At 53.2% G+C, this 25,848-nt stretch carries 21 protein-coding genes and 1 tRNA gene; 13 read left to right on the top strand and 9 right to left on the bottom strand.

The window, feature by feature from the left end; translation table 11 throughout:
* Positions 1-17: 17 nt before the first annotated feature.
* The 3 genes from F7231_RS23495 (at position 18) to F7231_RS23485 (ending at position 2,992) form a co-directional block, all read left to right on the top strand.
* Complete coding sequence (locus tag F7231_RS23495) at positions 18-1,496, top strand: amino acid permease (RefSeq protein WP_166693764.1); 1,479 nt, start codon at positions 18-20, stop codon at positions 1,494-1,496.
* Entirely contained in the window at positions 1,462-2,325 is an 864-nt protein-coding gene (locus F7231_RS23490) for a chromate resistance protein ChrB domain-containing protein (protein WP_166693763.1), read from the top strand. The genes F7231_RS23495 and F7231_RS23490 overlap by 35 nt, the downstream gene beginning before the upstream one ends.
* A gap of 94 nt (positions 2,326-2,419) precedes the next feature.
* The gene (locus tag F7231_RS23485; RefSeq protein WP_166693762.1) at positions 2,420-2,992 is read left to right on the top strand and encodes a hypothetical protein; all 573 of its coding nucleotides are present in this window, start codon (positions 2,420-2,422) and stop codon (positions 2,990-2,992) included.
* A gap of 89 nt (positions 2,993-3,081) precedes the next feature.
* Here the strand turns inward: F7231_RS23485 and F7231_RS23480 are convergent, their stop codons facing one another.
* Complete coding sequence (locus F7231_RS23480) at positions 3,082-4,617, bottom strand: RtcB family protein (protein WP_166693761.1); 1,536 nt, start codon at positions 4,615-4,617, stop codon at positions 3,082-3,084.
* Between the two features lie 51 nt (positions 4,618-4,668).
* Entirely contained in the window at positions 4,669-5,778 is a 1,110-nt protein-coding gene (locus F7231_RS23475; protein ID WP_166693760.1) for a slipin family protein, read from the bottom strand.
* Positions 5,779-6,400: 622 nt separating this feature from the next.
* Between F7231_RS23475 and F7231_RS23470 the strand changes: the two genes are divergently transcribed.
* The 4 genes from F7231_RS23470 to F7231_RS23455 all read left to right on the top strand — a co-directional run bounded on the left by F7231_RS23470 (position 6,401) and on the right by F7231_RS23455 (position 11,728).
* A complete protein-coding gene (locus F7231_RS23470) occupies positions 6,401-7,432 on the top strand; it encodes a helix-turn-helix transcriptional regulator (protein ID WP_166693759.1) in 1,032 nt (343 codons plus the stop codon).
* Positions 7,433-7,573: 141 nt separating this feature from the next.
* Positions 7,574-9,229, top strand: a complete 1,656-nt coding sequence (locus F7231_RS23465) for a M28 family metallopeptidase (protein ID WP_166693758.1) — start codon at positions 7,574-7,576, stop codon at positions 9,227-9,229.
* On the top strand, positions 9,226-10,509 hold the full coding sequence (locus F7231_RS23460) for an APC family permease (RefSeq protein WP_166693757.1): 1,284 nt from the start codon (positions 9,226-9,228) through the stop codon (positions 10,507-10,509). The genes F7231_RS23465 and F7231_RS23460 overlap by 4 nt, the downstream gene beginning before the upstream one ends.
* A 73-nt stretch (positions 10,510-10,582) precedes the next feature.
* Positions 10,583-11,728, top strand: a complete 1,146-nt coding sequence (locus F7231_RS23455; RefSeq protein ID WP_166693756.1) for an LLM class flavin-dependent oxidoreductase — start codon at positions 10,583-10,585, stop codon at positions 11,726-11,728.
* Positions 11,729-11,755: 27 nt separating this feature from the next.
* Here F7231_RS23455 and F7231_RS23450 read toward each other — a convergent pair whose 3' ends face one another.
* Entirely contained in the window at positions 11,756-14,638 is a 2,883-nt protein-coding gene (locus F7231_RS23450; RefSeq protein ID WP_166693755.1) for a PAS domain-containing protein, read from the bottom strand.
* Between the two features lie 416 nt (positions 14,639-15,054).
* Between F7231_RS23450 and F7231_RS23445 the strand changes: the two genes are divergently transcribed.
* The 3 genes from F7231_RS23445 (at position 15,055) to F7231_RS27495 (ending at position 17,310) form a co-directional block, all read left to right on the top strand.
* Positions 15,055-15,393 (top strand): potassium transporter KefB, encoded by a 339-nt coding sequence (locus tag F7231_RS23445; protein WP_166693754.1) that lies wholly within the window; start codon positions 15,055-15,057, stop codon positions 15,391-15,393.
* Between the two features lie 52 nt (positions 15,394-15,445).
* Entirely contained in the window at positions 15,446-16,693 is a 1,248-nt protein-coding gene (locus tag F7231_RS23440) for a hypothetical protein (RefSeq protein WP_166693753.1), read from the top strand.
* 155 nt (positions 16,694-16,848) lie between these two features.
* Positions 16,849-17,310, top strand: a complete 462-nt coding sequence (locus tag F7231_RS27495; protein ID WP_229370284.1) for a hypothetical protein — start codon at positions 16,849-16,851, stop codon at positions 17,308-17,310.
* Between the two features lie 933 nt (positions 17,311-18,243).
* Here the strand turns inward: F7231_RS27495 and F7231_RS23430 are convergent.
* A tRNA-Asp gene (locus F7231_RS23430) sits at positions 18,244-18,320 on the bottom strand.
* A gap of 272 nt (positions 18,321-18,592) precedes the next feature.
* Here F7231_RS23430 and F7231_RS23425 point away from each other — a divergent pair.
* Positions 18,593-19,129: a PAS domain-containing protein gene (locus tag F7231_RS23425; RefSeq protein WP_085412645.1), complete on the top strand. Its 537-nt coding sequence runs from the start codon at positions 18,593-18,595 to the stop codon at positions 19,127-19,129.
* 71 nt (positions 19,130-19,200) lie between these two features.
* Here F7231_RS23425 and F7231_RS23420 read toward each other — a convergent pair whose 3' ends face one another.
* A complete protein-coding gene (locus tag F7231_RS23420; RefSeq protein WP_166693752.1) occupies positions 19,201-19,368 on the bottom strand; it encodes a hypothetical protein in 168 nt (55 codons plus the stop codon).
* A 182-nt stretch (positions 19,369-19,550) separates the two neighbouring features.
* On the opposite strand from F7231_RS23420, the gene F7231_RS23415 reads away from it, so the two are divergent.
* Positions 19,551-20,462: an alpha/beta fold hydrolase gene (locus F7231_RS23415; protein WP_166693751.1), complete on the top strand. Its 912-nt coding sequence runs from the start codon at positions 19,551-19,553 to the stop codon at positions 20,460-20,462.
* Positions 20,463-20,491: 29 nt separating this feature from the next.
* Here F7231_RS23415 and F7231_RS23410 read toward each other — a convergent pair whose 3' ends face one another.
* From F7231_RS23410 to F7231_RS23395, 4 genes are all read right to left on the bottom strand, one after another.
* Positions 20,492-20,890, bottom strand: coding sequence for a hypothetical protein (locus F7231_RS23410; protein ID WP_166693750.1), 399 nt, complete (start codon positions 20,888-20,890; stop codon positions 20,492-20,494).
* An 82-nt stretch (positions 20,891-20,972) separates the two neighbouring features.
* Positions 20,973-22,250: an MFS transporter gene (locus tag F7231_RS23405; protein ID WP_166693749.1), complete on the bottom strand. Its 1,278-nt coding sequence runs from the start codon at positions 22,248-22,250 to the stop codon at positions 20,973-20,975.
* 84 nt (positions 22,251-22,334) lie between these two features.
* Entirely contained in the window at positions 22,335-23,603 is a 1,269-nt protein-coding gene (locus tag F7231_RS23400; protein WP_085412640.1) for an MFS transporter, read from the bottom strand.
* A 45-nt stretch (positions 23,604-23,648) separates the two neighbouring features.
* Entirely contained in the window at positions 23,649-24,596 is a 948-nt protein-coding gene (locus F7231_RS23395; RefSeq protein ID WP_166693748.1) for a hypothetical protein, read from the bottom strand.
* An 87-nt stretch (positions 24,597-24,683) separates the two neighbouring features.
* Between F7231_RS23395 and F7231_RS23390 the strand changes: the two genes are divergently transcribed.
* Positions 24,684-25,781, top strand: a complete 1,098-nt coding sequence (locus tag F7231_RS23390) for a BamA/TamA family outer membrane protein (protein WP_166693747.1) — start codon at positions 24,684-24,686, stop codon at positions 25,779-25,781.
* The last annotated feature ends 67 nt before the right edge of the window (positions 25,782-25,848 follow it).

Raw genomic sequence — 25,848 nt, 5'->3', positions numbered from 1 at the left:
TATTTCTCCACGTACCTATGCGTATTAAATCACTTGAACGACTGCGGCAGGAAGCGGCAGCCAGTGACTCGTCAACCCTTAAACGCTCGCTCGGCGCATTCAACCTGGTGGCTATCGGCATTGGCGTCATTATTGGCGCGGGCCTGTTTTCACTCACGGGCATTGCCGCCGCTAACCATGCCGGGCCAGCCGTAACCCTATCCTTTGTCGTGGCCGCCGTAGGCTGTGCGTTCAGCGCTTTATGCTACGCCGAATTTGCCGCGATGGTGCCTATTTCGGGAAGCGCCTATACCTACGCCTACGCCACGCTGGGTGAGCTGTTCGCCTGGATCATCGGTTGGGATCTGGTGCTGGAATATTCTGTCGGTGCAGCTACGGTGGCCATCAGCTGGTCGCAGTACCTCAACCGGTTTCTGAGTAACTACGGTCTGCATCTGCCCCCGCAACTGATGCTCTCGCCGTTCGAAACGGCTACCGGGGCCGATGGGTCTACCGTATCTGGTTTTATGAACGTACCTGCGGTGTTGATCGTGGTGCTCATTACCAGCATCATTATTCGCGGCACGTCGGGTTCAGCTATTTTCAACGCTATTGTAGTGACGCTGAAAGTGCTGGTCGTGCTCGTGTTCATTGCCCTTGGCTGGCAGTATATCGACCCGGCCAATTACCAACCCTACATTCCGGCCAATACAGGTACGTTCGGCGAATACGGTTGGAGTGGTGTATTGCGCGGCGCGGGTGTCGTGTTCTTCGTGTTTATCGGTTTCGACATTGTGGCCACCATGGCGCAGGAAGCCAAAAACCCACAGCGCGACATGCCCATCGGTATCATTGGCTCGCTGGTGGTCTGCACCATTCTGTTTGTGCTGTTTGGGTACGTCATGACTGGCATGGCCAACTACACCGAGTTTAAGAACAGCGCCGCGCCGGTCGCTATTGCCATCGAAAAAACGCCTTACCGCTGGCTGGGGCAACTCATCATCGGCGCTATCCTGATCGGCTACACGTCCGTCATTCTGGTCGATCTGCTGGGGCAGTCGCGGGTGTTTTTCTCGATGAGTCGCGACGGGCTGCTGCCGAAAGCATTCTCGGAGATCCATCCCCGTTTCCGTACGCCCTGGAAAGCCAACGTATTGTTGTGCGTGTTCATCGGCCTGTTTGCTGGTTTTGTGCCCATTCGAGTAGTGGGTGAAATGACGAGTATCGGTACGTTGCTGGCCTTCGTGATGGTCTGCATCGGTATCCTGATCCTGCGCAAAAAACAACCCGACGCCCCCCGCGCCTTCCGGACGCCCTGGGTGCCCGTGGTACCGATTCTGGGCATTCTGACCTGCCTATTGATGATGTTCTCGTTGCCGGGCGATACCTGGCTGCGGCTCGTGATCTGGCTGGCCATTGGCCTGGCGATCTACTTTGCGTATGGCAAACAACGCAGCAAACTGCACCTTTTGTCCGTAAACGATGATCTGGATCACCCGCGAACGACCGAAGATTGACCGCATCGCCTGCCCCTGGCTGATTCGGCGCTTTATTGACTCCGACGCCCAGATCGTGTTTGTACCCGCCGATGAGGTGCTGGCAAGAGCCAAAGCATTGGGCGCCATACCGTTCGACGTACCCGGCGTGGAGTTTTCGCATTACGGCACCAACTGTACGTTCGACTATTTTCTGAAGAAGTACGACCTCCGTGACCCAGCCCTGCACACCATAGCCCCTATCGTGCGCGGAGCCGACACCGATAATCATGCCCTGGCCGAACAGGCCGCCGGGTTGTGGGCTATATCGGCTGGCCTGGCCCACAACCTGCAGAACGACGAGGAATTACTGGCGCAGGGCATGCTCATTTACGACGCCCTCTACAGTTGGGCAACGCACCTGCAACACGAAAAGCACACACAGAACCCCGCCGAGAGTAGCCTGATTGAGGTAATGGCAACGTACCTGGCATCGCAGAAAAAGGCGAGAAAACGTACCCCTGCCTGGATCAGCGAACTCGAAGCGCTGATTCAGGATCATATCGACACGAACCTGAACATCAGCCTCAAGGGGATTTCGGAAGCGGTAAAGATGAACCCAACGTACCTGTCGCGGGAATTTGCCAGTTACTTCGATAACCTGACCTTCGGCGAGTATATCCGAAAACTGCGTATCGATAAAGCCATCCAACTCCTCGACGAGTCCGACCATTCACTGCTCGACATTGCCTACCTGACAGGCTTCTCCGATCAAAGTCATTTCACCCGCGTGTTCAAAAAAATCGTTGGCAAAAGCCCATTGGCCTACCGAAAAGAAGCACGAAAAAGTAAAGAATCGGCCAAAGGTTAAATCTGTTCTATGTGGCCAAAAAAGGGCGTTGTAGCCTTACAGTAGGGTTCGGCACAGGGAAGTCAAACCCACCCGATACCTGTAGGATACACGCATGCTTACATACTACTCAACTATCAATCAGCCGTCGTTTTCACGGATCGCTCGGCTAGTTACCATCAGCCTGTTTTTAACTCTTATCACGTGCAAAGCCCAGGCCCAGCAACCGCCACCCGCCCACGAGTATCCGCGCGTGGTTTTGTATCAGGGCATTCTTCACCCGATTGTCACGTTTAGTCAGGAGGCGCCGGTGGTCAATTTCAAAAGTTTTTACCAGGTTGGTTTCCCCGTTGGTGTCAACATCTGGAAGACTGCCAAAATCGGTTATTCGCTCGAAGTTGTACCGTTTATCCGATCCGAAGCGGGCATTAGCCGGGTGAACAACGTGTTATTTCACCCCGGTGTACTGGTGGGGCTAGGCAACGGCTTTACGCTGGCGAATCGGCTGGCTTTTGAAACGGCAGGACGTTACGGAGTCACGCCCGTGTTCAACAAAACCTTCCGCAGACCCGGCCCTACCAAACGTGGCCCGGTTAACTATTTTCTGGCCATACCACTACCCGTTCGATTTGGCAACGATCGACCTACAAGCGTAACGGTAGGCTTTCAATTCGGCGTTGCGTTTTAACGTGATTGGTTAGTAGGTATTGGGTATTGTTGCTGACGCCGGTGCACGATTACGTCAGCAACAATACCCAATACCTACTAACCAATCAACTAATCCTCTCGCCCTTCTTTCCGGTTGGCATCGGCCATCCGAACAATCTTGGGCGTGAATTTTGCCAGTACCGACACCAGATCGCGTTGGGCGTCGATCACGGTGTCAATGTCTTTGTAGACCATCGGCGCTTCGTCCAGATCACCGCCAACAAGCTGAATATCCGCTTCCACCAGCGCCTTGTTCCACTGCGACCGCGTGATGGTGTTGAACGCCTGGGTACGTGACATCAGTCGACCAGCCCCGTGCGAGGCCGAGTTGATCGAATCGGCACTGCCGCGTCCGCGCACCACATAGCCCGGCTGCGTCATCGAGCCGGGAATGATGCCCAACACGTCGGCTCCGGCGGGTGTAGCACCTTTGCGGTGAACGATCACCTCGCGTCCATCCGCCAGTTGTTCTTTCCACGCGAAATTGTGGTGATTCTCCACCATCACCAGCGGTTTCTCGCGCAGAGCTTTGGCCAGCTTCCGGTGAATTTCGTGGTGGTTTGCCGAGGCATACTCACCCGCCAGGTTCATCGCAATCCAGTATTCCTGCCCCTCCTGCGTGTTCAGGTCGAGCCAGGCCAAGTGAGCCGCTTCTTTGGGCAACTTCGTCTTCTGCATAGCCAGTTTCGAGTAGTAGTTGGCTACGTTTCCGCCAAAGCCCCGCGAGCCCGAATGCGACAACAAGGCCAGGTATTCGCCCGGCGGCAGGTTTAACCCCGTTTCCGTAGCCTCGTCGGCATACACCTCGACAAGGCCCCACTCCACAAAGTGATTACCCGTTCCAGAGCTGCCCAACTGCCGGTAAGCCTTGTCTTTCAGATCACGAATGACCTTGGTGGCTTGCCATTCGGGTAAATCCATCACACTCTCGTCGATCTTATCGCGGGTTTCGCCTCCGATGCCAAACTTGGTCTGTTCCACCAGCGACTTCTTCAGCAGATGCGGTTCCCGCTTCAGGAAATCAGCCCCCAAATCAAAGATCGACAGGCACATACGACAGGCAATGTCGACGCCCACGGCAAACGGAATCACTGTATTTGCCTCCGTTGCCAGCACGCCCCCGATGGGCAGACCATAGCCCTGATGCGCATCGGGCATGAGCGCACCGGCTACCGACACCGGCAGGCTGGCAGCGGTATGCATCTGCTTCAACGCTCCTTCTTCAATGAAATCGCGGCCAAATACGGCATAGGGCAGCGGCCCGTCGCGAAGCACAAACGTATTTTCAGCCTGCTTCTGATCGGTACCCAGCACGTAGGGAGCAGGCTCGGTGGGCAGGTACGTTGTCCCCATTTCACTCAGCGGAATAGCGATTCCCTGCTTGGTCAGTTCATAAACCGATTGCGCCAGGTTGGTAACTTTATTTTTCGAGAACGCGTATTTTTTCGGGGTCTGGAGCATCTGCGCCAGTAAGCCCATCACTTTCTCTCGGGGGTACTCAGCCCGCTGCGTCAGGCCATTGGCCACACGGAGAAAAGCAGGTTGTAACGCCTCGGGTATTGGCCCAAGTGTTAAGATATCATCAAGTGTTAAAGACGTTTCCATAGTAAGATTGTAGGTGTTGGGGCGGTCCCGCGTCCGGGTTGGGGGTGACTACTATTTCACAAACAGTTGTTTCAACTGCTCGGCTATCGAACCGCCGTTTGATACCGAAATCGAGCCGATTTTGTCCGCGATTTTCTCGACGTACTCCATCTCTTTCAACTTCCATAGCATCTCGTTGTCCTCCATCAGCTTGGCAGTATTCAGCAAGCTACGGGTCGACGCTGTTTCTTCGCGACGCATGATGCTGTTGGCCTGTGCTTTCTTTTCGGCCATCAGCACCTGGTTCATGATATCGCGCATATCGCCCGGCAAGATGATGTCGCGTATACCGCCGGTATGTAGTTCGACACCCAGATTGGCTGCTCTAGCGGCTGTTGCTTTTAGTACAAACGGAGCGAGTTCACCCTTTTTATCGAGGACCTCGTCGAGGGTCAGGCCACCGATGTACTCGCGCAATGCTAGTTGCACGGCAACATACAATTGCTTGTCGAACTCTTTGTTCTCGACCAACGCCTTGATCACCTCCTTCACCTGGTACTGGACGTAAAAACTCAACCGTAATGACGCTTTGTCTTTGGTCAGAATCTCCTGTCCCGACACCTCCATCTGCTGCTGCCGCGTGTCGACTTTCAGCACGTGGATAGGGGTCGTATTTTTCCACCAGCGGTACGTACCTGGCGACAGCACACGGTCGAAAGTCCAGTCGATAAACAGGACACCTTTTTCGTGGGCTTCGACGGTAAACGTGCGGATGTAGGCCGACAAGTGGTGCGCCATCGCATTGACGTCGATCGTGGCCGGAATCTCGAGCTGGCTCAGATCGGCTTTGGTGTACGTGTACTGCTTAGCGCCTTTCCAGTATGCCCAGCGTCCTGCTGGCAACACCCGCTGAAATAAGCCCGTCGATGAACCGATCCGTTCGTACTGAAGAGCTATTTCAGTATCGTTGACCTCAACCACATCGAGCGTAGCGGCAACCTCAGCGTGTTCCAGCAACAAGGCCAGATCGCAGGGGGGATTCTGTAGCTGCTCTCCCTGGTTGTAGACATAGACGGTCTCGTTGGACCATACCCAGTGGTTGCCCTCGGAAAGCATTTTTTTAAAGCCGCCATGTTTGAACACGAGCCCAATCTGATGGGCCAGGATGCGTACAGTTTTCATTGGTATTGGGGAATTAGGTAGATAATACTTGGGTGAATAAGTAATTAAAATCAGTCAGAAAGCGCCCCGTTTAGCCAGTGCGGAAGCCGGTTGGCGACTGCATTTGTCTGAGGCTATTGCAACCTGAGCGGGTAGAGAAACAGACCGTCATACGCAACTCAGTATGGCCAGCCTATTCATTTACCTAACTCTGTTTGCCGTCACCCTATACGCCCGACAGCCGCGTTACCGGCCTGCTGGCTCTCGCTAAACTGTGTTGGCCGAACAAGTTCAACCGCCACAGGGTCGCTTCTGACTAATTCATTTTCGAGAGACCATTTTTAGAAGTGGTCAACTTCCCAACCAACGGATCAACTTTTTGAGAGTTGATAGCAGGATTCGAACCTGCATGTTTAATGGAATCGCTTCATAACCAACAGCATATCGGGATCAGCCAGGGGCTGCGACACTACGGAGCTATGCAGAAACTCGCGTCTGGTTTGGTTAATTGCGCTTCCACTACGACAAAGGTTTGGGCCAACTGCGCAGTCTTTTTGCGCAGTTGAATTATTTTTAAGGAAATAGTATCCGGATTCAGACTATTTAAAGCCTACCACGCTATATCATTTTAGATTCGTGTATCATGCCTGCCAACCGGAATGCCCTTGTTCGCTACAAAACGCTCGACGCCTGCCTGCGCAACCGGCAACGTACCTGGACACTCGACGACCTTATGGAGCGGGTATCCGAAGCGCTCTACCAATATGAGGGCATTGATAAGGGCATCAGTCGCCGCACCGTGCAGGCGGATTTGCAGATGATGCGGAGCGACAAGCTTGGTTATTTTGCGCCGATCGTGGTGGTCGATAAAAAGTACTACACCTACGAAGACCCGAGCTACAGCATCACCAACATTCCACTATCGGACGGTGACCTGTCGCGGATGAATGAAGCTGTTGAGGTGCTCAAGCAATTCCGGGGCTTCTCGCACTTTACGGCGCTCAATGAGGTGGTGCAGAAGCTGGAAGACCATGTGTATTCGACCGCTCAAAAGTCGGCGCCGGTCATTGATTTTGAGAAGAATGACAACCTGAAAGGGCTTCATCTACTGGACGCTCTATATCAGGCAGTAGTTCAGAAACAGGCATTATCGCTTCAATACCAGTCGTTTTCGGCGCGGGCACCGCAAACATTTACGTTCCATGTCTGGTGGCTCAAAGAGTTTAAGAACCGCTGGTTTGCCGTGGGTCTACGCGATGGGAAAGGGATGATAACTAATCTGGCGCTGGATCGAATGCTGACCATCCGCACAAACCCTGACGTAGACTACGTACCGAATACGCACATCGACCCCAACCACTACTACCAACACGTGATCGGCGTGACGGTAAGCGAGACAATGCAACCGGTTCAGGTAAAACTGTTTGTTACCACCCGGCACGCCCCGTATGTCGAGACCAAGCCCCTGCACCACTCGCAGCAGGTTGTGGAACGCACCAAAACAGGTATTGTGGTGCAGCTGCTGGTGCAGCACAATTTCGAACTGGAAAAGGAAATTCTGGGCTTTGGCGACGGCATGCAGGTGCTCGAACCCGCCCGCCTGCGATACGCCATTCTGAGGCGTCTGCAAGCCAGCCTCAACGCCTACACGCCAAAAGAGCCGCCGATTTTATAATCTGGCCACATCAATTTAAGGGTGCAGGAGGCGCTATTCGGCATTTTGCTCCGAATGTGCCTTATCTTGGCAATAGATAAGCCGGACGATGTATTCCCGGCGCAACTCCTCACAACAAGCTTAGCAGTACGTTACGATATTATGACGAAGAAGCATATTTTCCTCTTCCTGTGCGCCGGCCTGATTCAGTCCGTATCCGCGCAGACCATCAGCATTCCTACCGACGCGCAACAGGCGGCCAAACGTGTTCGGCCCGAAGCCATCGAGGCGCACATGCGGTACCTCTCCGACGATAAACTACAGGGACGCAAACCGGGAACACCGGGTTTTGAACTGGCGGCGCAGTACGTGGAAAAGCAATTTACCGAGCTGGGCTTTAAGCCCGCCGGTCAGAAAGGCGGTTTTCGGCAGGCGGTGCCGTTGCGGAAAGCTCAGGTACGTGATGAAGGCAGCACCATGGCGCTGATTCAGGACGGGAGCACTCGGCAGCTTACCTACGGCAAAAACTTCTTTTTGAGCCCGAATTACAATGCGGCGATCAGCGAAGTATCGGCACCGGTCGTGTTTGTTGGGTTTGGCGTGTCGGCACCCGAACTGGGTTACGACGACTATGCAGGGGTTGATGTACGGGGTAAAATCGTGGCCTGCTTTAACGGCGCCCCCTCTACGTTTCCGTCGAACCAGCGGGCCTATTCCAACTCGGCCAAGCAGGAAGTGGCGGCCACTCGCGGAGCCATAGGCATCATTACATTCAGCCTGCCCACTGATGTGAGCGCCCGCATTGAATCGAACGCACCGCGCAACCGGCAAGCCACCTACCGCTGGACCGACGCCAACGGGCAGGCGCAACGTACCTACTCACAGCTGAAAGTGATTGCCTCGATGGGCGACGAAACAGCCCGCTCGCTGTTCGCCAAAGCCGACAAAACATTTGAAGAAGCCCGTCTGACCGCCAACAAGAACCAACCCCAGTCATTCCCCCTCAATATATCGGCGCAGGCACGTACCCAGACCGAGATCACCGACGGCCTTATTGGCGAAAACATCATTGGCCTGCTGCCCGGTACAGACCCCAAACTGAAAGACGAATACGTAGTCTACGTGTCGCACCTCGACCACCTGGGCATTACCCGTCCGGTCAAAGGTGACTCGATCAATAACGGGGCGCACGACAACGCATCGGGGGTATCGATCAACCTGGAAGCGGCCCGGCTCTTTTCGACGCTGCCAAAGAAACCCCGCCGGTCTATTCTGTTCGTGGCACTGACGGGCGAAGAAATGGGCCTGCTCGGCTCCGATTATTTCGCCAGCAACCCGACCGTTCCGAAAGACAAGATCGTGGCGAACCTCTGCCTCGACATGCCCTTCTTCTTCCACCCGCTGCTCGACATTGTGCCGTATGGTTCCGAGCATTCGAGCATGAAAGGTGCTGTAGAAGCGGCCGCCAAATTTGTGGGTGTACAAATTGCGCAGGACCCCATTCCCGAGCAGTCGGTATTTATGCGGTCTGATCACTTCAGCTTTGTCCGGCAGGGTATTCCGGCCATTTATGTTAAAAGTGGCAGCACCACCGGCGATGACCGCAATGGCACTAAGCTCAACCTCGACTGGCGGGCCACCATTTACCACACCCCGCAGGACGACATGAATCAGCCGTTCGACTGGACTGCAGCAGCCCGGCATGTGCAGCTTCAATTCCTGATCGGCTACCTCACGGCCCAGGCCAACGACCGCCCCGTCTGGAACGCCGGCGACTTTTTCGGCACCAAATTCGGCAGTAAGGCGTCAGTAAAGTGAGTCAGCTACCAACCGGCAATGGGCCATTAGTACGCGGCATTAATCGGTTCGATTTCATCGCGCTGATCATCAACATTACCATTGGCGCGGGGATTCTGGGTTTACCGGCCAAACTGTATACGCTGGTGGGTACCTGGAGTCTGCTCGCTTATGGCGTGAGTGCGGCCGTGGTAACGCTGATCATTCTCTGCTTTGCCGAAGTCAGCAGCCGGTTCAGCGGCACGGGTGGACCATACCTATATACCCGCGTCGCGTTCGGCCCGTTAGTTGGTTTCGAAGTGGGCTGGCTGTTCTGGCTATCGCGGGTAGCGGCGTTCGCCTCGATCTGTAATCTGTTTGTCAACTACGCCGCTGTTTTCCGGCCCCAACTGGCCGAAGGCTGGGAACGGGCTGGAGTCATAACTACGCTGGTCGTGGGGTTAGCCCTGCTTAATTACATTGGTGTACAACGCTCGGCGCGGATTAATACCGTATTCACCCTCAGCAAGTTGCTGGCAATTGGTACGTTCGCGGGTGTTGGCCTGTTCTTCGTCGACAAAGCCGCGTTTACGTTGCCAACATTCCCAGCCTACGCGCCCTTTTCACAGGCTGTTTTGCTGCTGATCTTCACCTTTTCAGGTTTTGATGTGGCAGCCATTCCATCGGGCGAAGTACAACAGCCACAACGAACAGTGCCACTATCGTTGCTGGTTGCCATTGGCACGGTGGCAATTCTGTTCCTGGCGGTGCAGGTCGTTTGTATCGGCACGCTGCCCGATCTGGCTCATTCGGAACGGCCGCTGGCCGATGCCGCCGGGCAATTCATCGGCGCGGGTGGGGCATTATTTATTACCGTTGTGGCCCTGATCACGGCGCTGGGCACGTTGCACGCCCTCATGCTGACAGGTCCACGGCTGCTCTTCGCCATGGCCGAACAGGAGCAACTGCCAACCTGGCTGGCCAGTACACATCCCCGTTTCCGAACGCCATACGCCGCTATCCTGATTACCGCCACGCTGCAACTGATTCTAGCGGTTACAGGTACGTTCCTGTACGCATTGACGCTCAGTACGCTGATCCGGTTAGCGTATTTCACCCTCACCTGTGCCGCGTTGCCCGTTTTGAGACAACGTACCCAAGTCCCCCCTGCCCAGTTCCGGGTAGTTGGTGGCTGGTTCGTAGCTATACTGGCGGTGTTGCTCTGCCTGTGGTTACTCAGCAACGGATCGGCCCGCGAAGCCCGCGACGTAGCCATTGCCGGGGCAGTCGGGTTATTAATTTACTGGCGCATGAAACAGTAATGTTCGGCTTCTACCCGGACGCGGAACCGCCCCAGCCCCCTAATCCCTAAATTACCCAATCAATACCACCACAATGCTTCATCAGCCCATTATACCAGTACCTGCCCGAACAACGGAGCGTGTCTGCGAGGTAGCCTGGTTCTCGGATCTCTGCGGCGAAGACACCGAATTCATTAGCGTGCGTGACCCGTCGCGCAGCACGTTCGAGCATTGTCGGGACATTGCGCTCACAGCCGAAAAGCTGGGTTTTAGCAACCTGCTGCTTCCTACTTCCTACATGGTTGGTCAGGAAGTCATTCCCTTTGCGGGCGGTGTAGCACCCGCCCTGCATCGCATCAACTTACTGACAGCTATCCGGTGCGGCGAAATGCATCCGCCAATGCTGGCCCGTACGCTGGCCTCGCTCGACCATATGGTACAGGGGCGGCTCACGATCAACATCATCAATTCGGATTTGCCCGGTTACCGTGAAGATGCCGACTTCCGGTACCAGCGTTGCGCCGAAACGATCCAGATCCTGAAGCAGGCCTGGATCCAGGACCGGATCGAACATGATGGACCTGTTTATGGCAAAATCAGTCTAGCTGCCGATGTCGTGAAACCGCTCCAGCAGAACGGCGGGCCACTACTCTACTTTGGTGGCACCTCCGACGGGGCCCGGGATGTATGTGCACAATACTGCGATGTGTTTCTGATGTGGCCCGAAACCGAGGAGCTGCTTTACGCCAACATGCAGGACGTATCGGAGCGGGCGGCGCGGTACGGACGCACGGTTGATTTTGGCTTACGCATTCATATGATCGTTCGCGAAACGGAAGAAGAAGCCCGCGACTGGTCACGACACATCATGTCGAAATTCGACCCGGTACGTGGGGCAGCGTTGAAAAATGCGTCGCAAAGTTCGTGGTCGCTGGGGGTACGTCGACAGAACGAACTTCGGGAAGCAGCCGATACCGAAGGGTTCGTAGAGCCGCTGTTGTGGACCGACATTGGCAAAGCCCGATCGGGCGCGGGTGGTGCATTGGTGGGTAGCGCCGAGCAGATCGTTGAGAAAATTAACCGGTACATGGACATGGGGATCCGGGCGTTCATTTTCTCAGGCTATCCGCTCATTGAAGAAGCCGGGCACTTCGCCCGACTGGTATTACCTCACCTGCCCAACGTCACGCTGTCGCGCCAGCAAGGTCGCACACCGGGTACGTTGAACCAAACACAGTAACCCAGTCAACGTTCATCTGAACAGCCGCTATACCGGCAGGTACACGCTGAAGGTTGCCCCCTGACCCGGCTGACTGGTTGCCTTTATGGCGCCGCCATGGCTGGTAACCACTCGCTCACTGATCGACAGACCAATACCAGTGCCACTGTATTCATGCCGTCGGTGTAACCGCTGAAAAGCCTCGAAGATGCGGCCGGTATACTGCGGGTCGAAGCCAATCCCATTGTCGGCCACCTCGATCAGGTGGTAAAGCGGCGTCTGATGAATAGGGACCACATCTTCGGGCAGGTCGGCATGCAGTATGTGTTGCGCCCGAACAGTAACAACAGGATGCGCACCAGGCTGGTGAAATTTCAGGGCGTTGCTGACGAGGTTCTGGAAAAGCTGACCAAGCTGAGAAGCATCGCCAATGATCGTTGGCAGCAGATCTACATGGATCTGTGCATTCTTCTCCTGAATCACCAATTCCAAATCGGTCAGCACCTGCCTAACCACCTGATCGAGCGAAACGGGTTCTCTTACTTCCGTGCGGGCCGTAATGTGTGAGTAGCTCAACAGGTCACGAATCAGACTCGACATCCGCTCGGCAGCCGCCTGCATTCGATCCAGGTAAATTTGCTCGTCGCCTAGCTTGGCAGCATGTTCGGTCTTTAGCAGATTGCCAAACTGTTGAATTTTGCGCAGGGGTTCCTGCAAATCATGGCTGGCCACGTAGGCAAACCGTTGCAGGTTATCATTCGACCGATTAAGGAGCGCAATGGTCGTTTGCAGGTCGTTGTTAATGGCGATATAGTCCTGGTTACTGCTGGCAATTTCTTCGTTTGTAGCAGTCAGTTCTTCGTTGGTAGCGGCCAGTTCCTCAATCGTCGACGCCAGCTGTTCGTTGGTGGCATCGAGCTCGTAGGTACGTCGACGGACCAGATCTTCCAAATGGGTTGCCAGATTCCGGTAGCGCGCTTCGCTTTCCTCAATTTTCTGGTGGGCCACAATCTGATCGGTTACGTCCACACTGATATCCAGTATGGCATACACCGCCCCCTGGGCATCGAGCAAAGGCGTAAACGACACGTTGAAGTAATACTGTCCCTCTACTCCATTCTTTACAATGGTTACTGGCGATCCAAAGCTCTGGTAAGGCTGCCCGGTGGTATATACGGTGTCTAACAGATATAGAAATGGCTGCCTTTCCAGTTCTGGCATAACGGCGGCCAGCGATTTACCTTCCACGTAGTTGCCTTTTCCGACGGTATCCAGAAACGCCTGGTTGGGCGAATCGATGATTAGATTACGGCCTACCAGCAAGGCAATGGCGATCAACGATGGAGCGCTCAAAATCACCGAGCGTAATTTCATTTCGCTTTCCTCCAACTTCTGGCGGGCCAGGGTTTGCTCGGTTACGTCTATGGCCATGGTCAAGACGGCATACACCTCTCCGTCACCGTTGCGTAGCGGTTTATGGGTGAGATCCAGGTAGTACGTACCTGACTGGCCGTTTTTGATCAGGTCCGCTTTTGCTCCCCGGGCCACGTACGTTTTACCCGTGCGCATCACCTCACGTAGTAACTCGGGAAACACCTGAATGGCCATCTCGGGCACGGCGTCGGTCAATGTCATGCCCTGTATCTGGTCTCCCTTCCCAAAAATTGCCAGCATCGATTCATTGATGACTTCCATGACCAGGTCTGTACCGACAAAGAGACAGGTAGCTACCGGCGCTTCTTCGATCAGTGAGCGAAAACGAGCTTCACTGTCGCGGAGACTCAGTTCAATCTGTTTGCTTTCAGTAATGTCGGTTGCCAGCACGATAATACCCTGCACAACGCCTTCCGGTGTTTTGTGTGGGGTATACACGATCCTCAGCCATTGCTTACTCCCCATTCGGGCAGGGGCTCTGACCTCAAAAGTTTCCAGCTCACCAGCATACGCCCTGGTAAGGTGAGGGAACAACGACTGATAGACTTCGTCACCAATAAATTCGCGGACGGTTTTGCCAATAGCGCCTGTCGAATCCACACCGAACCACTGCATGAATGTCTGGTTGTAGGACCGATAACGTTGCTCGCCGTCGAGGTAGAAAATCATGGCGGGGACTGTATTGCGCAATAATTCCATATGCGCCTCACTCATGGCTATTTTTTGGTGAGCCCGCACTTGCCTGGAGACATCGGTTGCTGATACCAGTACGCCCACTACGCGTCCATCCGGGTCACGCATGGGTGTATACGAAAAGTCGAAGTACTTTTCGTCAAGTCCGTGATCACCCGCCAGTTTAGCAGGCACGCCATAACCAAAGTAAGGTTCTCCGGTTGCATAGACCCGCTGCTGCAACTCCATGAAGCCCTGCCCTTTCAGTTCAGGAACGGCATCGGCTAATGGGCGGCCAAGTACCGACTTATCTTTTCCGATGATGGTCAGCATAACTTCATTGCAGACCTCAAACACCATATCTTCTCCTTTAAACAGAGCAATAGCCAATGGTGCCTGTTCAATCACTGTGTACAGTTGTTGCTCGCTGCTAATTCCCTGACTAGCAACGATGGCGTCTTGAGCAACCGCCTGAGCCACCCCGCCAAAGCGCATCAGTTTGCCAGCCGGGTCAAAATACGCCTGTCCCCAGAGATGGACTTTCCGTATCACCCCGGTATTAGTTGGCGCAATTCGGCAAATTTCATCAAATACACCAGTCGATGCCGGGTTGCTGGCCCACTGCACAGCTTTCTGAAACCGGTCGATATCATCGTGATGGATATACGGAGCAGCCGATTCGGACGATAGCTGACTATTGTCGGGCAGACCAGCCAGTGCCCGGCACTGGGCATCCCAAACGAGTTGGTTAGTAGTTGTATCGAACTCCCATACACCCAGTCCAGCCGCATGGAGGGCAAAATCTGTATCTAAACGGTCAATCATTTTGGCTGGGTTAATAGATGGCTCACCAGTGCCAATCATTGCATAAACTTCGTACAGTCGAGAGCAAGATACTTAGATTATGACAAGAGCACCTGAACCAAAACCCCCTCTACGGCCTAAATGACCGGTTTTTTGTTTAGAAACTTAGCATCTGGGAATGACGACAAAGCTGCTGGCCTACGTGGCATAGTTGCCAGAATAAGCTGATAAAGTATGACGTACCGAAAAAAAAAACGTAAAGTCTTGGAAATTAACTGCACAACGCACTTACTTTGCATTACAAAGTACTTTTACAAACTCAAATAATCGCTATCGCTATCACAGGCAGCGTTTCAGCCTGCTGACCATAAAGCGTACACACCTCCCGTTCACTTACTCCCTTTAGTCAATGCCAACCTATTTAAACCCCAACTTCCATGACAAAGCGCTCTGATTCTCTCACCCGGTCGATTGATCTCGCCTCAGCCGGTAAACGTATGCTCCTGGGCGCAGCCATCGCCTTAGTGCTCATCACTCTTTTTCTGCTTGGCGTTAAATCGCCTAAGCCAGAGTGGGGAGAATTCTGGATGGTCCGACCATTAATAATTGTTCCGTTGGCGGGCGCAGCAGGCGGCTTTTTCTATTATTTCGTACAACGACAGAACCTGCGGAGTACATCGCAACGGATAGTATTTACAGTATTAGGCTTGTTTGGGTACATCATCGCGCTCTGGATGGGCTTTGTTCTAGGTCTCGACGGCACCTTATGGGATTAAGTGCACTCAACATACCCCCACTTTTCACCAGACAAGTTTAGCCTACACACTCATGAAAGACGAAATACGTGCTCATTTAAATAACCCGGGACAACTCGAAAGAATGTACCGGCTCAACAAAGCCCCCTTTAAGCGAGAGTTTAGCCTACTTTATCCGGAACTTAAAGGCAATACAATCGCCGATTTCTGGAATGAACGTCTGACTTACGAGCGCGATGAGATTAGCTGGGGCTCTAAAAATGAACTAGGGTTTGTGATCATTGCGGCACTTTTCGCGGGTCTGGTAGCCAAATTGCCAGCCATAACTGGTATAAACGAAGAGTTTTTTTACTCACGAAATGTTGGCTTTATCGTCTTTCCAGCATTAGCCGCCTTTTTTGCCTGGAAAAATAAGTTGTCAACGGGGAAAATCGCTTTCATCAGTGGCGCGTTTTTGGCCGGTATTCTTTTTATAAATTTATTTCCGGACGTCAAGAAGAGCGACACCCTTATTTTATCGTGCATTCACCTGGTTTTATTTCTCTGGACAGCATTGGGATTTTCCTTTGTAGGTGGCGCAATGAACGATGTCGAAAAACGGCTGGGCTATCTGAAATACAACGGTGATCTGGTTGTTATGACGGGCCTTATCCTGATCGCTGGTGGTATTATGACTGGGGTAACGATTGGGCTTTTCTCGCTCATTGGCTTGAAGATCGAGAAATTTTATTTCGATTACGTTGTCTTATTTGGGTTACCCGCCGCTCCCATTATGGGTACGTACCTGACTCAGACGAATCCTCAGCTGGTGGGCAAAGTGTCGCCGGTAATTGCCAAATTGTTCAGCCCGTTGGTGCTGGTAATGCTGATTATCTACCTTGGGGCCATGGTCTATTCAGGCAAGAACCCGTATGATGACCGTGAATTTTTACTACTGTTCAATGCACTGCTAATTGGTGTTATGGCTATTATTTTCTTCTCTATTGCCGAAGCCAACAGAACAACAAAAAGCCGGGTCGAAATATGGATTCTCTTTCTATTATCGATTGTCACTATCCTCGTCAATGGCATTGCCCTATCGGCCATTATATTCCGAATCTCAGAGTGGGGATTTACCCCTAACCGGACGGCTATTTTGGGCGGGAATGTCTTAATTCTGATCAATTTGCTGCTGGTAACTGCGCAACTTTTCAAAGTTGTTGCAACAAAAGAAGAAAGTGTGTCTGGCATAGGTGAGGCCATTTCTCGTTACCTACCCGTCTATTGTTTTTGGACAATTATTGTAACATTTCTGTTTCCCTTAATTTTCGGTTTTAACTAACGTCTGTTCTTATATGGCTAGTAACGCTGCGTGAATACATGTGGCGTTGCCAACCATACGAGATCAGACATTACCGTTACGATCAAATTCCTCAATTCGTAGCCAGACAAACTTACCAATTAAGCCCACTCGCTGTCAAAAGTCTGTTAAAAAATATGGGTATTTCAGCTACACTCGACCGGGTACACAGTTCGGTAAAGCGCCAAAAGGGACTTCAGTATTTTGCAGTTTTCAACCGCATTGCACTTGCCTTTGGTTTTTTACCGTCGGGCTACGTTAAAGTTGCGGGAGAGCGATTTACCAGTCTGGCGACATGTCACCCGATGGGGCATTATTTACAGGCTTTTTACCAAACCGGTTTTTATTACACCGCAGTCGGTGTCTTTCAGATGACCGCAGCCTGCTTACTTCTCATTCCGCGCACAGCCACATTGGGGGCAGTCATTTACTTTCCCATTATTCTGAATATATGCCTTTTATCGCTGGCCGTGCGGTTTGAGGGATCCCTTATCACGTCGCCGCTGATGGTACTGGCTAATCTATACCTCCTTTGCTGGGACTATGACAAGCTAAAATTTATTCTTCCCTTCCAGCCGCAAAAGCTACCCGCGAACTGACTACTCAGTTTGACAAAACGGCTGATGGCAGTTGTCAATTTGGAAGCTGTATCGCCGTATCCAGGCATTCATATCCATACCCTACCCCCAATGAGAGCAGTGCCCCTTCTACTTATCTTATGCCTATCGTGTATGACCGGTTGCGAGATTTACCCGCGTAACAATTCACGAGATTGCCTGGCTCAGTGTGCCGACACCGACAAACCAAATGCATGTGCTACATTCTGCGCTTGTATTCACAACAATTGCCAGCCACTCGACAAGTGTCTTGAAGAGTACGATAAGGCGCCCACAGAAGTGCCTAACCTACACTAGATATGTTGTCACTAAACCACAAAAAAGCGAATAACGGTTATGAGCTGATAATAATCAGTCAATTGGCTGATTGACCTCATCATTTGCAAGGCTCCTTAGCTAGCATTTTTGATGAATGAATGACCATACCACCGTACAACCAGCAACGTCCGCAGCTTCTTACACAATCACGATGAGAGACCGGGCCTACTTAGTTTTCACTCTTATTCAATCAGGAGTCACCTTACCTTGCGCTATGCGCGGGATGGGCGTGACCCATGCACAGCTCCGCTTGTTCCTGCCCGATTGGAATAAGTTGTCGACGAAACCGATAACTATTGATTAAATACACCAACCGGATTCGTTTGGTAAGTGAACGAACCGACGGATATAATCTGTAAAGCGAGATTGATTCTCCCAAACCTACGCTCCGGCGTGCGGTCGTGAATGAGGCGTGGCAAGATAAGCTGAGTGCTTGATCGTGCACCCGACTACACCAAGCTAATTAGCGTGGTATGGTTATAGATGTTGAGCTGTTACCGAAGTTACTAGCTGATGTAGCAGACTACTATCGCTACTAAACAGGCAGCAAAAGCAAAGCCCCTTAACTCACTGAGAGCTAAGGGGCTTCTTAAAATCTGGCGGTCCGGACGGGACTCGAACCCGCGACCTCCGCCGTGACAGGGCGGCATTCTAACCAACTGAACTACCGAACCAGATTTACTTTTTTCGATGTTGACCGCGTTGCCGTTATCGTTTATCGTGGTGCAAAAGTATAGCGTCAGACTACTTGGCGCAAGCATCTGGGTGAAAAAAAATGACATTTTTTGAACAAAAAAGGCTTTCTAGCTGGCTAACAGGCACATACCTGTCAATATTTTTTTTATTCACTCCGTTGGCCGTGGGCTCAAATAATCGTAATTAATTAGGACTACTTCGGTCAGCCAGTTATATTTCAAATTGGTAATCACCTTCCTCTTTATCATTAATGGTATTTTCACAAGCATACACCGAAATGCTGCAGCAGGCCAGTCGCCGCTGTAACGCTGAAGGGAAACGGTCCTATCCGTCGTCCTGCATGGAGATTTACCTTCTACAACAAGCCCAACAAAAGGCAAAACGGAAAGAAGAAACCGTATTTGGTCAGCTTACCGATATTTTCGACTGGAAGCTGACGCGCAGGCAACGTAAGACTTACATAAAGGCCCTTAGTCTAGGATTCACCCTAGTGCTGACCGATCTGTCGAAAACCATCCTCTGGGCCAGCCACAGTTTTTTGAGTATGACCGGCTATACTACTGCTGAGGCTGTTGGCCAGACAGCCCGGTTTCTGCAAGGTGAACAAACCAGTGCTGTCGATATCAAACGGATTCGCGACAACCTCCGCCAGATGATGCCCGTAAAAGCCGATCTGGTGAATTACCGAAAGAGCGGTGAAGCTTACACGTGCCGGATCCAAATAGAACCCATGCACAACAGCCAGGGCGAATTGACCCATTTTCTGGCTATCGAGTCAGCGGTATAGCCAATCAGAATCAGTACCAACGGAAAAGGGTTGACTCTGTAACAGAGTCAACCCTTTTCCGTTGGTACTGATTAATTTTCGTCCGGCCCAGGTGCATTATCGGGGGTCATAAGTTCGGCGGCGCCAGCGGGTTTCTCCACATCGGGATTTTCATCAACCGCTAATGCAGACTCATCCGCATTAGCCAGTTTCGATAAATTCGGCAGACCAGGCTCTACATCGTTTGGGTTCGTCTCCATGCCAGTTCTTGTGTTTAGTTGACGAGTAAACCCATCAACCTCAATCAGGTTTGGCTGGTCCAGCCAGTGGCCCTCCTGCCAGGCCTCGCCGTAAGATGCCTGGCTAAACAAAGCAGGGGTTTATTTTGGTTAGTTTAGCAGAGCGGTGCCTCGCGTACTAGTCGATACCCGCTGCATACTTCATGAAACAAGTAGGATGTATTCTTGGCTGGAGCTTTGGCGGGCTGGTTTTGCTGGTCTTTGTAGCCCTTGCTGTGGCCTGGATCTTCGATTTCCGACAAACCGATGCTGAACTTCAGACCGAATTTGCCGCGCAGACAATTCGGCCAACCGTAAGGCGGTATCAGGTTGGCAACCGAACAATTCGCTACATGGAGACGCCCCCGCTGCCGGGCAAACCCACCATCATCTTTGTTCACGGTGCCCCCAGTTCACTCTCGTTTTTCAACGGATTCTTTAAAGACACAGCCCTACTGAAACGGGCGCAATTGGTTTCGGTTGACCGTCCCGGCTACGGCTATTCTGATTTTGGTAATGTAGAACCGTCTATTCTCCGACAGGCTACCCTGCTGCAACCGTTGATCAACCGCTATAGGAATTCGCAGGGGCTCATTGTTGTGGGGTCGTCTTACGGTGGGTCGGTCTCGGCCAGGCTGGCCATGAACAACCCCGGTGTGATCGATCAGGTTGTTTTTGTGTCATCGGCGTTGGGACCGGGCCTAGAACGTACCTACGGCATTAGCTACTGGGTAGACAAGGCTCCGCTGAGGGCATTGGTACCGCCCCTGCTCCGGCTGGCTAACGACGAAAAACTGGCGCACCGGCAGGCGCTGGAAGCCATTCTGCCCGACTGGTCGCGCATTACGGCGGGAATCACGATGCTCCACGGCCTGCGCGATGAACTGGTGTACCCCACCAATGTGGCTTTTGCTAAGAAACAGCTGCGCAATGCACAGTTCAAGCAGTTTCTGCTGGCCGAAAGCCGTCACGATATTGTTGATAACAAGCGCGAATACATCGCATCGATTCTGCTAAGCATTCTTCCTCCGCCCACTACAGCTATTAACCGACTTAGAACGCCCAGGATCAATTAGTGCGACTGCACCCGCCTATCTGACCCGCTTTAGCGCACCTTAACTTCCAGCAAATCTATTGTTTTCACCTCCTGCCGTGCTCCCCAACCACAGGTGAGCGTGGCGGTTTTCCCAGTTTCGCGGTACCGGATTGTCACCTCTTTACTGCCCATCCAGAGCGTGCCGGTTGGCTGTTTTGCCACTTCGGCCTTAATTACGTTGTCCATTAGCAAGCGCGTAGCTTCGGTAGGCAGCCGCATAAACGGACGGGAGTCTGAGGACGAGGTGGTATTATTGAGTACTATATGCGCCGCACAGCCGTCGACGGGCAATTGATCGCCAATGATAACCGCGTTTGTTTCCTGAACAGGGAATTCCGCCTGTACCGATGCCTGGTTCTGGCAAGTAGCTGAGACCGCCAGTAGCGCAACAATCAATAGCTTCTTCATTGTTTGACCAGTTTTGTTTCAGTATTAAAGACGCCCATTTGCGCAATTCGGTTGGAACGACGGCTCGAAAAACGGTCGGCGGCTAGCGTTCCACGTAATCGAGCTCCTTGGCGAAGGTCTCTTCCATGCGAGCCAGCGACCAGAAAGCCAGAGCAAACACCACAACGCCCAGCACCGCCGCTGAGACCAACGTACCTGTAATGGGCTTCAACGCCTGAAAGCCCAGCGTCATGGGGATGAGCATACCCCGCACAATACTCGGCACCGATGTAGTAGCGGTAGCCCGCAGGTTGGTGCCATACTGTTCGGCCACCATAGTCAGGTACATGGCGATATAACCTGTGCAGACACCCAGCAGCAAACAGATTGTGTAGAGGCTGTCAGCAGTTTTTACCCCGCCAAACAGGTAAACCGTGCAGAGTACGCAGCTGCTCATCAGCAGGTACGTTACCGCTTTGCGCCGCGACCGTAACCATTGGCTAAACGGCCCGGACAGCAGATCGCCAACGGCCAGCCCCACGTAGAGCAGCATGACGCAACGCCCCGGTTCCACCAGCGTAGTCAGGGCCATGGCTTCGCCAAACTCGTTGGCAAACGTGGCCAGAATACCCACGATAAACCAGGTAGGCAGGCCAACCGCCACGCAACGAAAAAATTTGATAGCCCGGTCGGGAGTGGTGAAAAAATAAAAAAAGTTACCCCGGCTTACGTCGCCCTGCGCCTGCTTCAGATTCGTAAACAGGCCCGATTCGAACATGCTCACCCGCAATAACAGCAACGCCAACCCTATACCACCGCCTACGAAAAAAGCCGTTTGCCAATCGAACAGGCTATTGGTTGCGTAGGCGACGCCCGCCCCGAGGTAGCCAATACCCGCCACAATAGACGAGCCGTAGCCCCGGATGGCGCGCGGCAAAATTTCGGAAACCAGCACCATGGCCACCCCTATTTCGCCCGACAGGCCAACGCCCGCTACAAAACGCATTAAGGCGTAATAAGTAGTGGGCTCCATGAACGTGATGTAGGGCACAAACCCACAGGCAATATTGGCCAGCGAATAGGTAATGATACTGCCAAACAGTACCGACATTCGCCCCTGCCGGTCGCCCAGTACACCCCACAGAATACCTCCTACCAGCAAACCCGCTTGCTGAAAGTAAAGAATGTGTGCCCCAATCCGGGAAACCTCCTCTTTACTCAGCCCCAATGACTGCAAACTAGGGACGCGCACAATGCTAAAAATGAGCATGTCGTACACATCCACAAAGAAGCCCAGCGCCGATACAATAACGGGCAACGACCAGAGGGGCGACAGAGAAGGCCGTGGGGATGGAATCTTAGGGCTAGAGGATGGGAGCATAAGGTGATGAAGCGGGAAGCAATGGACATAAAACCGGAGATAGGCACTTGCCCTTACGCCCCAGCCCGGCACGTTACGCTTGGTTTACTCTTCAATGAAATCCATATCCTTGCCGTGGGTCTCCGGAATAGTCAGAATGCTGTAGAAACCCAGCAGGAAAGCGAGCAGACCTACAATAGCTCCGGCGTAGATGACGCCGTGGAGCGGCTTGGCAAACTGATAGAGGGTTGTCATGGGGAAGGTTAGCCCGCGCACCATATTGGGAATCGTTGTTGCCGCCGTAGCCCGCAGGTTCGTCCCGAACTGCTCAGCACCAATGGTAACGAACATAGCCCAGTAACCAATACCAAAGCCCAGCGCCAGGCAGGTGATGTACAGGCCCGTTGCTGTAGTGAGGCCAACAAACAGGTATACCAGCGTAGATACCAGCGTGAACAACATCAGCAGGGTGACGGCCTTTTTGCGCGAGGCCAGCGCCTGACTGATGAACCCGCTGGCCAGGTCGCCGGTAGACAGGCCCACGTAACACCACATGATGGCTAAACCGGGCTTTATTTCTTCCGTAATGCCCAAGGCCGCGCCAAACTCATTGGAAAACGTAGCCAGCACACCAATAACAAACCAGGTCGGAATACCCAGACCGATGCATTTTAGGTACCGGCTGAACCGTTCGCGATTGGTGAAGAAGGCCAGGAAATTCCCTTTGCTCACCGCGTGATTGGCCGACACGTTTTGGAACATTCCTGACTCCACAACGCCAACCCGCAACAGCAATAGTCCGATACCCAGACCGCCACCGATGAAGTAAGCCAGCGGCCAGTCGAACAGCTTAACGGTGAAATAAGCGACTACCGCCCCGGAAAGGCCTATGCCAGCCACGAGCGACGTACCTATGGCCCGGAGGCGCGTGGGCAATACTTCGCTGACGAGGGTAATGCCAGCGCCCAGTTCACCCGCCAGACCCACACCGGCGACAAACCGCATGAGCGCATAATAACTGGTTGGCTCCATGAAGGTCACCTTCGGGATGAACCCACAGGCAATGTTGGCAATCGAATACGTAATGATGCTGCCAAACAACACCGATAGCCGACCACGTTTGTCGCCCAGTATACCCCATAGAATACCGCCCAGCAGCAACCCGATCATTTGCCAGTTGAAAATCCGCGTGCCTTCGGTAGAAATCTGCTCGGGTGTCAGGCCAAGCGCCTGTAGGCTGGGTACACGCACGATGCCAAATAACAGCAGATCGTAGATATCGACGAAGTAGCCCAACGCGGCCACAATAACGGGTAAGCTGAAAAGACCCACTTCTTTCGGGGTGGGGCCGGTATTGGGTACAGATGTTTGCATGGTTACGTAAATTAATGCGCATAGATACGCATTCAACGAAGAGAATTAATGCACAGGTAGTATATCGTCGGCTCCGGCGGCACCGGCAGGCGGCAAAATGGCTGGACCGCCATATTGTGGTTTAGGGGATTGGCGTACGACTGGCGGCAATGACTGCGCATTGACGAACGCAATGCGTAAAGACCAGACCGCTAGCGCTGTTCGGCTAAAGACAAGTGACTGCTGAAGCAAAAACAGCATACCAATCAGCCACCAGTTTCGGGCCTGAAAGCCTGATTCGAGCAACAGATAAACGCTGAGTAGCCCCGTTCCAATCAGAATCAGCACCAGATACCGGCCAAATGTAGCCACCCGATGCTGCCTGATAAACCGCCAGCTTTGCGTGAACGCCCGAAACGCCAGCGTTTCATCATGTTGGTACAAGAGTACGCTAGCGTACTGACTGGTGCACAGAATCCGAACCAGCATAAGCGCGAAAATCAGGCCCACCGCTAGGGCAATGGCAACGTACCCACGCTCGCTGAACGGATCGTCGAGCACTTCGCTCAGCATTAGGGTAAGCAGAATACCGGTTATTGTCAGCACGACCAGCCAGATACTGACAAACAGCATCGTTACGCCCAGCAAACGCAGATTTCGACTAAAATAGTAGGTTGCAGCCTGCCAGAACGTAACGGCGCGAAACCCATTGGAAAAGCTGTAGAGAATGCCCCCTTTGGCCCACACACTGACTAACACCGACAACAGGGCCGTCCAGCAGCCAACCCGAAGCAGCGGCCAGATGGCGGCCCCATGCTCGTGCATGAAATCAGAGAAAACGGTATAACTGAAATCTGGCAACAATTGCATCAGCGCCATCGAGGCGTCGGCTTCAGTAGTGACGGTGCTATAAAAAGCGAGCGCCGACGGCAGCGCAGCAAGTAGCGTGAGCAGAAAGAGCAACACCAGTAATGGCCACTGGCGCAGGGTGTTGGTAAAGGTTTGCAAAAGCATAGGAACAAGGCAGATAGCCACGCCTAAGATAGCCAACCGGCTGTAGGCCACCAAAACCTTATCTGTGCGTTCCGCGTATAGACTGGTATGCTTCATGCACTCCTGCTATCCATCTCCTTACTGACACTTCCCGACTCAACCGCTCCCAAACGGTTTAGCCTGCTTCCGTTACCCCTGTTGTACTATACCCCCGAAACACGGCTGGGCTACGGGGTAGCTGCCACGGCCACGTTCCGGTTCCGGGGCGATACCAGCCGCCAGGTACGTCCGTCGCAGGTAACTGCCGGGGCCGCCTATACGCAGAACAAGCAACTGCTGTTTTACCTGCCCTTCCAGATTTTCTATAAAAACAACTTGTACTTCGCCAATGGCGAGCTGGGCTACTACCGCTACAATTACTACTACTTTGGTCAGGGGCAGCGCGAGGTGCCAGCGGAACTGTATGGCGTCAATTTTCCCCGTGTCCGCGTCAACGTGTTTCGGCGCCTTACCAAGGCCGATCCCATCAAACCGGGGCGGGGACTGTATGCTGGGCTGCGGTATCAGTACGAACATTACGCGATCACAAGTACGGCCGCCGAGGGCGCGTTTGCAGCGGGCAGCGTTCCCGGTGGGCAGGGCAGTTTACTGTCGGGCGTGGGCACAGGTCTGTTTTACGACTCGCGAAATACCGTTTTTTACCCTAGCCGGGGTGTAGTGGCCGACATCAGTTTTCTGAGTCAGGGACGAGCGGTAGGCAGTCAGGTACGTTTCGACAGGTACGTTGCCGACGTAGCCAGCTATCACCCCCTGAGCAGCCGGGCTACACTGGCGCTCAATTACGTGCTAAGTGTAACCACTGGCGGCGATGCTCCCTTCAACGCCCTGTCGCTGATCGGCGGCACCAAACGCGGACGCGGTTTTTATGAAGGACGCTTCCGCGACGAGAACATGGCGCTGCTCCAGGCTGAACTTCGGCTGCGCGTATGGGGCAGGCTGGGCGCAGTGGCTTTCGGTTCGGTAGGTACGTTAGGCAACCGGACCGATTTCACGCGACTCAACGACCCGAAAACAGCCTATGGAGCTGGCCTCCGTTTCCGCGTCAATCGGGATCTTGTCAACCTACGGCTCGATTACGGGCGGGGTATTCCCTACGCCAGCCTCGGCTCAAGCGGCGTCTATCTAACCATCGGCGAAGCGTTTTGACGAAGCAAGCGTAGCGTGTCCGGGATCAGCTGTTGTGTCCATCTTACCGATCGACTTATGCCTCCTA

Source organism: Fibrivirga algicola (assembly GCF_011742925.1).
Taxonomy (GTDB): domain Bacteria; phylum Bacteroidota; class Bacteroidia; order Cytophagales; family Spirosomataceae; genus Fibrella; species Fibrella algicola.
Note: the sequence above shows the minus strand (reverse complement) of the source record. Positions and strands in the feature narration are given on the sequence as shown.

Bases quoted from the DNA above. Each gene is read 5' to 3' on its own strand.
- F7231_RS23415 (WP_166693751.1), top strand. From the start codon at position 19,551: ATGAAACAAGTAGGATGTATTCTTGGCTGGAGCTTTGGCGGGCTGGTT.
- F7231_RS23445 (WP_166693754.1), top strand. From the start codon at position 15,055: ATGACAAAGCGCTCTGATTCTCTCACCCGGTCGATTGATCTCGCCTCA.
- F7231_RS27495 (WP_229370284.1), top strand. From the start codon at position 16,849: ATGGGTATTTCAGCTACACTCGACCGGGTACACAGTTCGGTAAAGCGC.
- F7231_RS23475 (WP_166693760.1), bottom strand. From the start codon at position 5,778: ATGAAAACTGTACGCATCCTGGCCCATCAGATTGGGCTCGTGTTCAAA.
- F7231_RS23400 (WP_085412640.1), bottom strand. From the start codon at position 23,603: ATGCAAACATCTGTACCCAATACCGGCCCCACCCCGAAAGAAGTGGGT.
- F7231_RS23410 (WP_166693750.1), bottom strand. From the start codon at position 20,890: ATGAAGAAGCTATTGATTGTTGCGCTACTGGCGGTCTCAGCTACTTGC.
- F7231_RS23395 (WP_166693748.1), bottom strand. From the start codon at position 24,596: ATGCTTTTGCAAACCTTTACCAACACCCTGCGCCAGTGGCCATTACTG.
- F7231_RS23485 (WP_166693762.1), top strand. From the start codon at position 2,420: ATGCTTACATACTACTCAACTATCAATCAGCCGTCGTTTTCACGGATC.
- F7231_RS23420 (WP_166693752.1), bottom strand. From the start codon at position 19,368: ATGGAGACGAACCCAAACGATGTAGAGCCTGGTCTGCCGAATTTATCG.
- F7231_RS23405 (WP_166693749.1), bottom strand. From the start codon at position 22,250: ATGCTCCCATCCTCTAGCCCTAAGATTCCATCCCCACGGCCTTCTCTG.
- F7231_RS23455 (WP_166693756.1), top strand. From the start codon at position 10,583: ATGCTTCATCAGCCCATTATACCAGTACCTGCCCGAACAACGGAGCGT.
- F7231_RS23480 (WP_166693761.1), bottom strand. From the start codon at position 4,617: ATGGAAACGTCTTTAACACTTGATGATATCTTAACACTTGGGCCAATA.
- F7231_RS23465 (WP_166693758.1), top strand. From the start codon at position 7,574: ATGACGAAGAAGCATATTTTCCTCTTCCTGTGCGCCGGCCTGATTCAG.
- F7231_RS23425 (WP_085412645.1), top strand. From the start codon at position 18,593: ATGGTATTTTCACAAGCATACACCGAAATGCTGCAGCAGGCCAGTCGC.
- F7231_RS23390 (WP_166693747.1), top strand. From the start codon at position 24,684: ATGCTTCATGCACTCCTGCTATCCATCTCCTTACTGACACTTCCCGAC.
- F7231_RS23470 (WP_166693759.1), top strand. From the start codon at position 6,401: ATGCCTGCCAACCGGAATGCCCTTGTTCGCTACAAAACGCTCGACGCC.
- F7231_RS23450 (WP_166693755.1), bottom strand. From the start codon at position 14,638: ATGATTGACCGTTTAGATACAGATTTTGCCCTCCATGCGGCTGGACTG.
- F7231_RS23490 (WP_166693763.1), top strand. From the start codon at position 1,462: ATGATCTGGATCACCCGCGAACGACCGAAGATTGACCGCATCGCCTGC.
- F7231_RS23495 (WP_166693764.1), top strand. From the start codon at position 18: ATGCGTATTAAATCACTTGAACGACTGCGGCAGGAAGCGGCAGCCAGT.
- F7231_RS23440 (WP_166693753.1), top strand. From the start codon at position 15,446: ATGAAAGACGAAATACGTGCTCATTTAAATAACCCGGGACAACTCGAA.